Source organism: Paenibacillus sp. FSL L8-0435 (assembly GCF_037965655.1).
Classification (GTDB): domain Bacteria; phylum Bacillota; class Bacilli; order Paenibacillales; family Paenibacillaceae; genus Paenibacillus.
In genome coordinates, this window is the sequence record NZ_CP150185.1 from 4,411,250 (window position 1) to 4,425,141 (window position 13,892).

Genomic DNA, 13,892 nt, shown 5'->3' on the forward strand with positions numbered 1-13,892 from the left:
TTCAATGTGTTGCTGTATCATTCATTTTGTTTTACAAAGACTTCCAGAGAATACGCGTTATGCTGTGATTTTAACTGTGTTCGATCTGTTCCAGTTGGTTAGACAAGCTGGTCCATTGCTCCGCCGGAATTCCGCTTTCCAGTGTATCTTGAATTCCACTTACCGCCTCGTCTAGACGCTCTTCCAACTGACGGGATTGGTGTTGCAATGATTGACAAAGCTGGTTGTCATAAAACTGAATCAGTTTTTCTTGCGCAGCAGGAAGAACTTCAATGATCATCTGTTTGAGGACAGGATCAAGTGCCCCCTGTAACCGCTGACGTCCATCCCCTTCGAAGAACTGTTTCGGATTGCGGAAATAATTCAAATAGCTTTTCCATCCAGACGGTTCTTCCAGACGAACTTCTTCAAGCACAGGTGTAGTCCAGCGTTCGTTCAGTGGCAGTGACACATCCACGCCCCCTGATAACTGTCTCACCTCATCTATACATTCCGTAACTTGCTTCATCAGCCAGGTCTGACCTGCCTGTTCAAGTCTGAGGGTGGTAGCAAGCAGTTCCTGCTCCAGTTCAATGGCAATCATGCGTAACAGTTCACGTCCACAGGCTGCAAAAGCCATCTTCAGATTGCCTCGATCCTCCCGAAGTACGGATGGATGGAATGCTTCTGCCATGAATAGACCAAGGCGATAGGCAAGCCGCTGCCGCACATGGAAGAGTAATTCTGCTGTTTCCTGTGACAGTTCTTCCTTCATCGATCTTGCTGCAAGTTGCTGTATGCGCTGACGTGACTGCCCCTGAATAGTCCCTAGTTCATCCCGCCGCTGCTGCAATACTTCTTCACCCTGAGCCGCATCCTCTGCACGATTCTTCAGCCGCTGAATGACACGTGCCATCTCTTCCCAAGCTCCACTTACAGCAAGATCGGCTAATTCTCTGCCTGCAAATTGGTTGAACTCTTCCTCAAAACGGTTAAAACCAGATTGCTCAAGCAACTTCGAATCACCTGCCATCTTGCCTTCCATCGCCAGTATGCTAGATACCGGGAAGAGTCGTGGTGCCCGAATTCCATTACTGCGCAGTTGGGTGCTCACATGATCGAGAACCTGCTCCAGTTCTTCCTCGGAGGAAGACAGGTCACTGGCATTCACAACAAAGAACATCTGATCCATGGCAGAACTATCCTTAACGCGTCCCAACTGATTGAGGAACTGGCGATCTCCTTGTGAGAAAGCATGGTTGTAATACGTTACAAAAATGAGTGCATCCGCATTCTTCATATAATTGAAGGTTACACCCGTATGACGAGCATTCACGGAGTCCGCTCCTGGTGTGTCTACCAGTACAATGCCTTGTTCAGTCACATCGCAACTGTAATAGAGATCGATACTGTCCACAAAACAGGACTTCTTCTCGTTTGCGACAAAGTTACGATAACCGTCCAGATCCACCAGCACATCCTGACCTAACTGGTCCGCTGTTTCTTCCCAGCCGGCTGCTGCCGCCTGCAAAAAGCTGTAATGCGGGCGCCCCGCCGGATGCACATCCTGTGGTGAGAGGGAGCGTACTCGCTTCTGCCACTCCGCTCCAGGCTCACCCAGTCCGAGCAAACGGAAGGAATAAGCGAGGTCTTCCTGGAAGGCGTCCCGGGTCTTCATGCGGACCCGGGCTGTTCCATGCTCCGCGCCCCCGGCAGGAGCCATGATTCGGTTAATCGCCGCTGTTGTTGGATGCGGCGAGACGGGTAGTACAGCTTCGCCCAGCAACGCGTTGGCGAAGGAGGATTTGCCGGCGCTGAATGCTCCGAACAGCGCCAGAGTGAACGTGCCACCCGCAAGCGAAGCCGCGCGGGCACGCAGATCCCGTACCGCCGACCCCATGGCGGGGTACGGCTCTACCAGCGCAGCAGCGGCTTCAAGGCGTGCCGCTGCTGCGTCCAGGCGTCGCCGGCGTTCAGCGCCAGCCGCCGCCGATGGCCCAGGCACCGCCGCTGCGACTGCGCGCTGCTGCGGCGGTGCCTCTGGCGTCTGTGGCTGCGCAGCCACAGACGTTGACGTGCCCGCATGCGGACCGGGGGCTTCGCCCGGTTCAGGCACCGCGGGCACGTGCGGGCCCTTCACCTCCGGCAATAGCCCGGAGGGGAGGGGGCCCGCATCAGGCAGCAGGCTGCGCAGCCCTGCTGCCTCTGCGGCGGCGCTGCGCTGGAGCGCCGTGTAGCGCGCCGCCGCCGCGGATTGCGCCAGCAGCGCTGCGCGGCTGGCGTCCAGCGCCTGGAGCGCGGCTTCGCCTTGCGCTGCCAGCGCTTCCAGCATGCGGTCGGCCAGCATCATGGCCGATCTGCGATAGCGGGCCTCAATCTCGCCCCGCACATCTTTACTGAACTGAATCACATACTCTGGAGATACCTCTGCACTGGCACTGCGTTTCATCTCCAATAGTGCTTCATCTACAGCAGGCAGCTCCGTATTAAGCGCCTGCTCCCACTCCGCTCCCCATAGCTGATGGGACTCACCCAGCTGTCTAAGCATCGTACGAATATGTACCTCAACTTGTCCGGAAGCCTGATCCTGTAACAGTCTGACCAGCTCAGAAGCTCGGCGTTGTTTCTCCTGCTCGGTTTTGCCACCTGAGAACAATAAACCTACCCTGAAACCTGGTTTGCGGCTCTCCAAATAGGCAGCAGCCGACGCACGAATATCCGCAGGTGTAAGATTTGCATTTGCCAGAAGAGGTTCAAGCTCCGCCCGGAATTTCTCACGCACTCGCGAAGGCCCAGTACGAATGTCTGTTGCTTGTATATCAAGAAGCTCCAACTCTCGTTCCAAGCGTTCAATTCCTTCCTTGCCACCAATCTCATCCAGCAGGGAATTCTCTTCGTCTTCACGTTTCTCCGCTTCTCTCGTCAGATGTTGCTCCGTTACATGACTGGCCGAACTTGCCAAACTGTGCGTAATTAACGCTTCCTTCTCTTGCATCATGTGTCCAATAAGTTCCGGCAGCATATCCCACTGGTTGTAGCGATGCTGCTTGTCGCGTAAGGAAGTAAACAATAGTCCGTCATATCTGACTTCCCAGGCCGCAAATATAGCTTCGACACCTTCGGTATATTGGTCAAAGGAAAGCTCACGCTCCCGATGCTTGTCGATCTGATTCACGATCAAAAACAACGGTTTGCCCCAATCCGACAGACTCTTGGCAAATGAAAGGTTTGTCTCGGACTGAACATGATTATAGTCCATGACATAGAAGACCACATCTGCCAGATGAAGCGCGGAATGGGTCGCGAGACTATGTCCGCGATCTGTTGAATCCACACCTGGTGTATCCAGCAGGACAGCATCATCTTTCAGCAGAGGAATATCATCCCATACCTCAATCGAGCTGTAAGCTCCACCATTTTTGCAATACGCCTCCAATTCCTCTGGAGAAACTTCAAGTGTTCCTGCTCCATTGTCAGCGCTTACGTTTGGCGTAGTGTAAATAAGCGCTCTTGGCTTACCATTACGTATGGATACCACATTTGCACTTGTTGGCACGGGACTTGAAGGCAGGACCCGTTTACCGCATAAACTGTTGATGAGACTCGATTTGCCTGCAGAGAAATGACCACAGAACGCAATCGTCAGATGTTTCATTTCAGCCTTGCTGATTAAATCCGTTATAGCCTGTACAGCCGTATGGTCCCCTGTCTGCTCCATCGCTTCACGCAGCGGAAGCAGAGGTTTGGCCATTTCTTTTGGGTAATCTGTTCTGGACATGACTGGCCTTCCCCCTGGCTCCTCTAATTTGACATCCGTTTCGACGTCTATCTCTTTTACAACATTTATTTTAACATTATCAAGTTTGAATTTGAACGGTTGGAATTGAATATACATAAATGGACGTATAAGTTCTATAATCTAAAAAAAATAAAACCGAACAAGTCGGTTTTATCTGTAATACGTTTTATACTCGGTATTTAGCAAATGCTTACGCCAAGTGTCTGTTGCATGAATGCGATGTGATCACCTTAACCACAACGATCCTCATGACATTAATACAACAGAAACAATAGTGTAATCACTTCTTATGAAACTGCGTTCTCCATGGAAGGCAGCAAGATTTCAAATACTTGTCCATGTTGCAGAATTGTAATGTCTCTGCCTTTGTCTCTCATAACAACAACTTCTGGTTTAACGGACATACGCTCCAGATAATGTTCAGGCACGTCGCCAGAGTGGCTTACTGTGATACCTTCTACTTCTTTTTCTTCATTTTCAGCCATTTCCTGTTCAACGATTTGTTCAAAGATATCGGAGAAGGCCTCAAAATTGTCAGTGTACACGGAAATGCATTTCATGATTATTCATCCTTTTCTACTCATTAATTTATTTTTCGTTTTCGGGTGGTGACACGTTCCTTATCTTTCCTGATTTGGGACGTTTTCATACGTTTTTTCCCTTCCCTGCATATGTCCAGCAATGGACAGATATGACACGCAGGGTTCTGTGCCTTGCAATGGTAGCGTCCAAAAAATATAAACCGGTGGTGAGTTAAAGTCCACTCGTCCCGGGGTACGCGCTTCATTAGTTTCTTTTCGACTTCAAGTACGGAGTCATCCCAACCCGCAAGCGCCAGCCGCTTGGATACACGTTCAACATGAGTATCTACCGCAATTGCCGGTACTCCAAACGCATTGGAAACAACTACATTCGCGGTTTTCCGCCCGACACCTGGTAGCGTCACAAGCTGATCATGTTCCTGCGGTACATCACCGCCATACTGCTCTATTAAAATTCGGCACATGTTCTGAATATGCTTGGCCTTGTTCCGGTACAAACCGATTCGCCGAATATCCTGTTCCAACTCTTCGAGAGGAACTGCCAGATAATCTGCTGGGCTTCTGTACTTCTGGAACAAATCTGCGGTTACCTTGTTCACCGTTTCATCGGTGCACTGGGCAGACAAAAGGACAGCTACCGTCAATTCAAATGCATTGCTGTGATTTAATTCGCAATGTGCATCAGGAAACATTGCTTCCATAGTTTCGAGTATATGTCTAACCGTCGCTGCATTCATGAAGAGCTACCTCCCACAAAATGACTCCACTCTGCGGAGCCTTACTTCGAAGCTTCATCCGAGTACTTTGCGGGGACCTCAAAAAGCTTGCAAAAAAAACGTCTTGATGCGGGAAAGATCCCGTATCAAGACGGTCATTCTTTTGATCCTCGAAAAGAAACGATTACTGTTTTTGAATCTCCAGAATAACATTGTTCAGGAGATACAATACAATATTATCATTATCTCTGAGAGATTGCACGCTTAAAGTATTGTCACCCTGGTGAACAAATACACTTGATCCGAGTGCAAAACGATAGTTGGTGTCTGTTGTCGTTTCCCGTTTAACCAAAATCTGGTTACCCACGCCATCATAAGACCAGAATTGTTTGCTCATGACAGTCAGTACTCTGAAACGTGTGGAATTATCCGTATCTTTTGTCATTTCCACACGATCTCCGACCGTAAGACTAGTCAATGAAGTTAATATGGAGCCAGATTTTACGACTTTAACCGAACCGCTAACAGGCACGGTTTCAGTCTGGCCGTTAAACTGCTTGAGCGTTACAGATGAAGCATCCACCGCTGTAACTTCAGCCAGCGTACGCTTCACGACTTGAACCGCTTTTGGCGCAGCTCCTTCAAACGTTACATTAATCAGGTTGCCTGCTGTCAGTTGTGAAGGTGTGATCGTCTGACCACTCTCTCCTGTCAGTACCGCTTGATCCACGTAGAACTGACTTGTCAACAGATCGGATTTTACGCGAATACGACTATTTGCTTCCAAGGCAACCACTTCGAATTGAGCCACAGTGTTCAGTGCAACCTTCTGCACTACATCCTGATTTGCCCCAAGCGTTACAGTCACTTTGTCACCAATCTTCAAATCTCCCAGACTTGCGCCCGATTTGTTATAGATCTCAACCGTAGGTGCGGTAGTATAAGGCACTGTAATCGTCTGATTACCAGACAACAAACTGATTTTTCTGCCCGATGTGTCAATGTTGCTGATCGTACCTTCGTACTTGTAAATCACTTTAACGGACAACGCACGTGTTCCCACATAGGTCAGATCCAATTTGCGGCCATCATTTAAAATCGACTCCAGACCAGCGAGTGTAGGTTTGGTCGTATTGTAGTCCAGTTTGGTTTTCTCATCCAATGTAAATACAAACGGTTTCTTGTTGGTGTCCAACACGGTAAGTACCTTTGTTTTGCTGTTGTAAGATACAACCTTTACTCCGTTCATAGGTTCCATTTGACGTCCAATCACCTGAATACGCGTTACCTGGTCGTCAGAGTTCAATGTCAACTCCACCTGATCCCCGTTCGTTGCATCCGTGATGAGATCATTCAGCGTTGCATCCTGAATGCCATTGATAATGACTTCCGGCTTTTCAGTCAGCAGTTTCGCCTCAAGGGAACCCCCTTCACGTTTGAACGTTAACGTGGACTGGTTGCCACCGATCTCAACCAATGTTCCGCGCACAGATTGCTCCACACCTTGAGACAATGCGATAGTTTGCAGAACACTGTCCTTTACAGTGTATTTCACGGCACTGCCGGCTTTAAGATCAGCTACTGACATGATACGGTTTTGATATGTGATAAGCAGATTGTCATTGTATGCAAACTGCTCTGTTGCACCCGCTGCATTGACAAGTTTGATCGTTTTGCCAGAAGTGGATACTTCAGCAACTACGCCATTGTCACTCTTGTTAACAATGCCGGATTTCACACGAATAGCAACTGTTTTTTTGTCAGTCGAGAACGTCTCACGCAGTACTTCGATGATGCTATCTGCCGTAATATCGGATAGTTTGATTGCATTACCATTCTGATCGATGAATGCAGTTGCCTCATCATAACTGTACGTTTCGTAATTCTCGCCCACAAAGATACCAATTTTATTACCAGACAATGAACGTGCAAATGTACCTTCAACACTTTCCACCTGCGGTGTAGCATCAACAACTTCCACATAGGAAGCCACACCTGCAGAACCTACAACCATAACTTTCGTATATAGCTTCACATCTGTGGAGGAAACACGAGTTTCACTGTCTTTCGTAAAGTAAGGTGTACTGCTGTTCACTGCGAAGTTAACGGCTTTGCCGTCCACAACCAGCGTGATCTGCCCATCTTTCAATCCTGTCACATAACCCGTGGATGTGTTCGGGTACGCTGTATCCGTTAACGATTCACCACGACTGAAGAAGGTAGCCAGTTGAGCACGGGTTACGGAACCGGTTGGATTGAATTTGTTGCCTTCCACACCTTTGGCCAGATCCAGGCTAACAGCCAGATTAACATAACCTTTACCACTTTCGGAAATACTTGCATTATCAGCAAATCCGGTAGATTGATTGTTTTGTGCCTTCGCTTCAGCATCCTTGTCCAATGAACGGATTAACAATTTGGTAATCCATTCCCGTGAAGCCGGTTTTTGACCCCAGGAGGTCTTGGATACATCCACCGTTGATTCTTCCGTCTTGTCAATCAGTCCCAGTTGAAGTGCCAGCGCGACATATGGCTTGAAATAATTTCCCACTTCCATGTTTGTCGGTAATGCCGCAGCCGTGTCGGTATTCAACTGGCCCTCTTGATTCATAAAACGGATTGCCATCGTTACAGCTTCTTGCTGTGTTACCGCATCTCCTGGACGGAACAGGCCGTTGTTACCGAGAAGAATACCTTGATATGCCAGTTTGTAGACGTGTTTTTCAGCCCAGTATCCGACCTTGATGTCACTGAACAAACCAGTTGGTGCAGCCGTATTTGTTATTGCAGCAGTCTGACCCTGCCCCGTTTCTGTTGATTCTGCTGCCATGGCAGCTCCGCCGGCGCTAAGGGCCATCATGCCTGCAAGCACGGCTGATACTACTTTTTTAGAGTGTGATGGATTGTTATATTTAAAAGTCACCTATGATTCCCCTCTCTCATGTAAAACGACCCATATTCCGTGGATTCACGGTACAACAGCATGCTGTACAGCCTATTCGGATCTTGTCATTGGATGTTCAAGATCCACATGGCCCATCAGACTCTCCGTCTGCTGACCATCCACCAGTAAATCAAGTGATTTTACTTCATCAAACTGGAAGAACGTTTGTTTTAGAGCATCCAGTGCATAAGACTCTCCACCTGCTCCAAGACGTGCCGTATCTGGCATATGAATATCCAGCGTAAGAGCGCCATCCTTGAACTGAACAGACTTCAATTCAATTTCTTTAGACCACAGCGGAACAAGTTTAGCGTCTTTGCTCTGTTGCAGTGATTCAAAGGCAGCTTTATATTTGGCATCATCTGATGCGTATGAAATCTCTGCCGAAGCTTTGTGCAACTCCAGTTCTTCTTCATCCGTATAGAATACAGTGATCGTTTTCTTTTCATTACTTTCGGAAGTTGCCGGCTTCTCCGTAGACGTTTCGCTTGGCGGAGTAGTTGTAGTCGCTTCCTCTGAGCTGCCTTCCTCCGTGGATTCTGTAGGCGTTGTATTCTCTTCAGGCTCAGCAGTTACCGGTTCGGTAATTGTTTCACCTTCAACCTCGGTTACATTGTTTTCAGTTCCTGCGCCTTGCGTCTGATTCGGAGCAGCTGTTGGCTTGCTTCCACATCCAGCAGCAACTGCCATAACCGTTACCAGCAAGGCTGCAATCCATATTTTCTTGTTCATTCTAACTCCGCCTCCTCAACATAAGGGCTTGTCCCTTATTTAATTCCCAGATACTCCTTGATTCCTGCAACAATCCCTTTGGCAACACTGTTCTGAAAACTCTCCGTGAACAGGGCTGCTTCGTCGCTCTTATTGCTAAGGAATCCACCTTCCAGCAGAACTGCTGGCATTGTCGTTTCACGGGTCACATGGAGACTTGCCGTTTTCACTCCACGATCTTTCAGTCCGGAAGACTGTAAAAGATACTTGTGCATCACTGTAGCAAGTGCTTTGCTGTTGGAGCGTGTATAGAATGTCTCTACACCGTTCGCAGCAGCAGGGCCACTGTTAGCATGAATAGAGATGAAAATATCCGCTTTTATGTCTTGTGCAATCTTCACACGTTCTTTCAATGCCAAAAATGTATCATCGCTGCGCGTTAACACAACGTCAATTTTGGATTCTTTTTTCAACAAGGCTTCCACTTTCAGAGCCATTGCCAGATTGAAGTCTTTTTCACGTTTACCAGTTACACCGATTGCCCCAGGATCATGATCTCCGTGACCTGCATCGATAACGACAACTTTTTTGCCATTATTACCAACCGGAGGAGCAGGTGTACCACTTTGATTGTCGAGGTTAATCATAACCAGTCCGGAATCATTTTGCACACTGTACCCTTTTGAACTGGACAGATCGATTACAAAACGAATTGTAGATGGACTGTTGCTGTATAACGAGTAACGAATCTTCGACACATCCGGATAACCGCTAACGACGAGTTGTCCATTCTGGTTGCTGTCTAAAGCCTGTCCTTCACTGAACGAATCAGCAAATGCGGTATTCGGCAAGTCTATAACGATTCGATCTGGTCCTGTCATCGTGAAGACGTTCGGCTTCGTACTTCCGCTTGTTGCAATCATGAAGCGGTTGTCGCTGAAGCTGATGCCGTTCACCAGTACAAGACCTTCTTGATCCGATCCTCCGCCTTCATTGCCAGAGTTCGGAGGTGTGGTTGTCCCGTTTCCGGAACCTGAATTCTGGGTAACTAATGTTACCGTCTTCGTGGTATTGTTCCAACCCACCTTAAGACCCATTTCCTCACCAATAAATCGGAGAGGTACGAGCGTAGTACCATTTTTCACGAGTGGCGGGGCATCCAGGTTTACGTTACTGCCGTTCACCGTTGCCGTCTTCTGTCCAACAATCATCTGCATGGCAGTGTTGTCTTTGCTAATAGTCACCGTTTGCGTTTGCTGCTTCCACTCCACGCTATACCCAAGATTTTCAGACACAACCCGGATCGGAACCATCACCTTGCTGTTGATAATTTCCGCTTTTGTATCCGATGGCTGTACGATTTCTTTTCCGTCTAGGATAATTTTCGTGTCTGTTGCTGCGTGACTATAGCCCGGGAATACGAGCCCAAAGACAAATAACAGTACCAAAAAACCGAACTTCTTCATCCTTCACCCCTACCATTCTCATATTTTTTTGCCGCATGTTGTCATTTTCCAACTCCGACTGACCGCTTGGGCATTACCAGACACCTATTAGACGCCCCTCGCTCTCAAAAGTTGCGAATATATTCCAACATAACAGAAAAAAAACGTTGTCAGATCAAGCTTTTTTTACATTTTAATGTCTTCTTTTTTCCTTATTTATCAAATATACATCTCTAAACAACGCACTACCCTAACCTTCATATTTGCGCACAATTCAATTTACAGTCCCAAAAATTCAACAATTCCGTCCACAATTGCCTGTGCACATTTGTCCTGGTATTCTTCCGTGAGCATGACTGCTTCATCTGTAGGGTTACTTAAAAAACCAAGTTCAAGTAACACAGCAGGCATGGTTGTTTCACGCGTCACATGCAGACTAGCCGTTTTGACCCCACGATCCTTGAGTCCTGTTACCGGCAACACATATTTGTGAAGGGTGTCAGCCAAAGTCTTGCTTTCTTTACGACTGTAGAGCGTTTCAATGCCGTTTGGTACCGGTGTAGTGAATTTGTTTCCATGAATGGATACAAAAACATCTGCCTGATTCAATTCGGCAATATCCACACGCTGTTTGAGCGAAAGTTCTGTATCATCCTGGCGTGTAATGACTGTTTGAATATTTGGGTATTTTTGAAGGATCGCCTGTACCTTCAGTCCTACAGCCAGATTGAAATCCTTCTCATAAGCTCCTGACAAACTCACTGCACCCGATTGACGACCACCATGTCCAGGATCAATGACCACAATCGTTTTACCATCATTCGTAGGTACTGCCGGTTGACTTGTCGGTTCTCCACTCGTGGCGGTCAGGTCAACGAGCAAGACATTGTTCTCTCCAACAGACCATTTGGCTGTAGCCGTCTGATTCAGATCCAGAACGACACGCACGGTAGAAGGCGATTTACTGAACATTGCATACCGGACTTTGGAAACTATTGATGAATCCGTAACGGGAATCTGTCCACTGCCATCCGGGTTAGAGGCTTGTCCCTGAATGAATTCCTGAGAGAATGTCGCTGAAGGCAGATCAACAATAATTCGGTCTGGCCCACCAATACTGGATACTTTGGGGCTAATATTACCGTTGGTTGCTACAATCAAGCGATCTCCGCTGAAGCTGATGCCTTGAAGTTCTGTCAAACCATCCGGGACAGGTGCCTCGACGGGGTCACTGTCACCTTCCGTTTCAACTACGGGAGGAATACTAAATAGGCTTACTGTCTTGGTTCCATTGTCCCAGCCAACACGCAGACCCATGCCTTCCCCAACAAAGCGTAACGGAACAAGCGTAGTTCCCTGTTTGATCAGTGGGGGCGAATCCAAGTTCACCACGTTTCCATTCACTGTAGCTGCATCTTTGCCAGCCGTCATTTGAATCATGCTGTTTCCTTTTTGAACCTGGACTGACTGAGTTTCCTTCTCCCACTTCACCTTATAACCCAGGTTCTCGGATACAATTCGAATTGGAACCATGACCGTTTTCCCGATATTCTCTGCAGGTGCACCCGTCTGCTGGTTAATGGTTACACCGTCGAGTACAATCGAGGGAGTGGTGTCTGCATGGGCCAAGACTGGGAATAAACATAGGAACAGAAGAAAAACGACTGCTGCCGACCATTTTTTCATACCTCATCCACCATTCTTTTTGTCTTTTGAACATCCGACCTGACTCTCTGCAGCGTAACATCAATGACAATATGTAACCTTCCATAATCTACTAATCAGTTTATCAGATATTGTCTGATCATCCGGTTACAACGTTGTCATATTTAGTCGGAAACAGAGTGGCGAAAAGCTTACTTTCTTCATTAGTCCAGTTCCCAAAATCATATGGAAATTACATTCCTCATCCATTTTTGCTATGCTGAGTTCAAATACTTGAATACAGGAGATTGAGCCTTGATGCCTAAAATACTGATTGTGGACGATGAAGCAGATCTTCGAAAGCTACTGACTGATTATTTTGAAATTAACGGATATTCCGTGATGACGGCCAAGGACAGCCGGGAAGCGCTGCGGAAAGTGGAAAAACAGCCCGATCTCGTTTTGTTAGATATCAACATGCCTGAACAGAACGGCCTTCAATTATGTGAGAAAATTCGGGACTTCGTCTCTTGCCCGATCTTATTTTTAACGGCCCGAATCGAAGATGCTGATAAAATAGCGGGATTTCGTGCCGGAGGTGATGACTATATTCTGAAACCTTTCAGCATTCGCGAGTTGGGCGCCAGGGTCGAAGCACATATACGCAGGGAACAACGAATCCAAACTAAATCTTCGGTAAGGTTTAGCAATGAATTGGTCATTGATTATACGGCCAGGGAGCTCTACTACCTGGATAAGCGAATTTCACTGCCCAAAAAAGAGTTTGATATTGTCGAATTGCTGTCCACGCATCCTGATATGGTGTTTGGAAAGGAACGCATATACGAAAAGATATGGGGCATGGACGAGCAAGGCGACAGTAACGTCATCGCAGAGCATATCCGGCGAATTCGCTACAAATTAAAGGAATACGGCTGTGATAATCAAATCGAGACCGTTTGGGGAGTAGGCTACAAATGGCCAAGTTCATGACTAGACTCCTGTTTTTAAAGCGATTGTCCTTACTGCACTCTTTTATGCTGTTGTGTGTGGTCACACTCGTTGCCGTGCTGGCCGTTATAACTATGGAGTTTGCTTGGGCGGAGAAGCTGCGGCTACGTTTCGGAGAAACGGATTGGGTGATGCCCTCCCTCGTCACGGCGGTTCTGCTCACCGTAGCGACTGGAATTGTCACCATGGCCGTTCTATTTTACAAATGGAAGCTAAAACGTCCGCTGGAGCTATTAAAACGAGCATCCGAAAACATTTCGGCCAACGATCTAGACTTCCGCATTTCCTATGACAGCCAGGATGAGATGGGTGAGCTGATCGCGCTATTTGAAAACATGCGCTCACAATTGGAAAAAAACCTTAAGACACTTTGGCGTTCGGTTGAAGAGCGCAAGCAGATCAATGCTATTTTTGCCCATGATCTGAGAACACCCCTGTCCGTGTTAAAAGGAAACGCCGAGCTTCTCGCCACCTATCTTCCCGAGAAGAAGTTGTCGGAAGAAAAGGTGCTGGACCTGATCCATACCATGAACCTTCACATCTTGCGTCTGGAGAGTTATACAGAGGCCATGAACTCCATTCAGAGGCTGGAGGATGTGCCGTTGAACATCCAATCGATGGATACGATCTCATTGACGGTTTTGCTGGACGGCAGCGCTGAACAAATCGCGAAACAGTACGGTATACGTTTCGTCTCTTCCGTGGAAAATGATAATGCCTCAGTACATGTAGATCCCTATTTCGTCATGCAGATTTTCGAGAATATAGTGGCTAATGGGGCAAGATACGCAGCCAGTCAATTAAACGTTCACTATGACGTGCAGGGGGGCATTATGAAGATTACCGTCTCCGAGGACGGTCCTGGTTTCTCTAACGAAGCCCTGAGTAAGGCTATTCTCCCTTTTTACCGAGACGAAGTATGGGATGCGAGCGAACATCGCGGGCTGGGCCTTTACGTTTGCAAGGTGTTTTGCGAAAAACATGAAGGTAGTCTTCGGATTGCAAACAGTCCTAACGGTGGCGGAAGCGTGACGGCAAGTATTGGGACCCAAGTTGATAAATAGTTGAAAATGATCTGATAACATCTCCTTATCTTGAATT

The 13,892-nt window shown here is 47.5% G+C and carries 9 protein-coding genes; 2 read left to right on the plus strand and 7 right to left on the minus strand.

The annotated features are described in order from the left end of the window. Positions 1-70 precede the first annotated feature (70 nt). The 7 genes from NST33_RS19545 to NST33_RS19575 all read right to left on the minus strand — a co-directional run bounded on the left by NST33_RS19545 (position 71) and on the right by NST33_RS19575 (position 11,822). Entirely contained in the window at positions 71-3,757 is a 3,687-nt protein-coding gene (locus NST33_RS19545) for a dynamin family protein (RefSeq protein ID WP_339304772.1), read from the minus strand. A gap of 308 nt (positions 3,758-4,065) precedes the next feature. Continuing rightward, complete coding sequence (locus NST33_RS19550) at positions 4,066-4,338, minus strand: hypothetical protein (RefSeq protein ID WP_017687779.1); 273 nt, start codon at positions 4,336-4,338, stop codon at positions 4,066-4,068. 23 nt (positions 4,339-4,361) lie between these two features. Next, entirely contained in the window at positions 4,362-5,057 is a 696-nt protein-coding gene (gene nth / locus NST33_RS19555) for an endonuclease III (RefSeq protein ID WP_036607558.1), read from the minus strand. Positions 5,058-5,220: 163 nt separating this feature from the next. Then, positions 5,221-7,959, minus strand: a complete 2,739-nt coding sequence (locus NST33_RS19560; RefSeq protein WP_221820396.1) for an S-layer homology domain-containing protein — start codon at positions 7,957-7,959, stop codon at positions 5,221-5,223. Positions 7,960-8,031: 72 nt separating this feature from the next. Next, positions 8,032-8,712, minus strand: coding sequence for a GerMN domain-containing protein (locus tag NST33_RS19565; RefSeq protein ID WP_036671957.1), 681 nt, complete (start codon positions 8,710-8,712; stop codon positions 8,032-8,034). Positions 8,713-8,747: 35 nt separating this feature from the next. After that, on the minus strand, positions 8,748-10,157 hold the full coding sequence (locus tag NST33_RS19570) for an N-acetylmuramoyl-L-alanine amidase family protein (RefSeq protein WP_036607564.1): 1,410 nt from the start codon (positions 10,155-10,157) through the stop codon (positions 8,748-8,750). 258 nt (positions 10,158-10,415) lie between these two features. Next, positions 10,416-11,822, minus strand: coding sequence for an N-acetylmuramoyl-L-alanine amidase family protein (locus NST33_RS19575; RefSeq protein ID WP_221820394.1), 1,407 nt, complete (start codon positions 11,820-11,822; stop codon positions 10,416-10,418). 276 nt (positions 11,823-12,098) lie between these two features. Here NST33_RS19575 and NST33_RS19580 point away from each other — a divergent pair, with 276 nt between their 5' ends. Next, positions 12,099-12,773, plus strand: coding sequence for a response regulator transcription factor (locus tag NST33_RS19580; RefSeq protein ID WP_221820393.1), 675 nt, complete (start codon positions 12,099-12,101; stop codon positions 12,771-12,773). Next, complete coding sequence (locus NST33_RS19585; RefSeq protein ID WP_339304776.1) at positions 12,758-13,855, plus strand: ATP-binding protein; 1,098 nt, start codon at positions 12,758-12,760, stop codon at positions 13,853-13,855. Before NST33_RS19580 ends, NST33_RS19585 begins: the two co-directional genes overlap by 16 nt. Positions 13,856-13,892 lie beyond the last annotated feature (37 nt).

Coding starts and splice junctions, on each gene's coding strand:
- NST33_RS19545 (WP_339304772.1), bottom strand. CDS start 3,757: ATGTCCAGAACAGATTACCCAAAAGAAATGGCCAAACCTCTGCTTCCG.
- NST33_RS19550 (WP_017687779.1), bottom strand. CDS start 4,338: ATGAAATGCATTTCCGTGTACACTGACAATTTTGAGGCCTTCTCCGAT.
- nth (WP_036607558.1), bottom strand. CDS start 5,057: ATGAATGCAGCGACGGTTAGACATATACTCGAAACTATGGAAGCAATG.
- NST33_RS19565 (WP_036671957.1), bottom strand. CDS start 8,712: ATGAACAAGAAAATATGGATTGCAGCCTTGCTGGTAACGGTTATGGCA.
- NST33_RS19570 (WP_036607564.1), bottom strand. CDS start 10,157: ATGAAGAAGTTCGGTTTTTTGGTACTGTTATTTGTCTTTGGGCTCGTA.
- NST33_RS19575 (WP_221820394.1), bottom strand. CDS start 11,822: ATGAAAAAATGGTCGGCAGCAGTCGTTTTTCTTCTGTTCCTATGTTTA.
- NST33_RS19580 (WP_221820393.1), top strand. CDS start 12,099: ATGCCTAAAATACTGATTGTGGACGATGAAGCAGATCTTCGAAAGCTA.
- NST33_RS19585 (WP_339304776.1), top strand. CDS start 12,758: ATGGCCAAGTTCATGACTAGACTCCTGTTTTTAAAGCGATTGTCCTTA.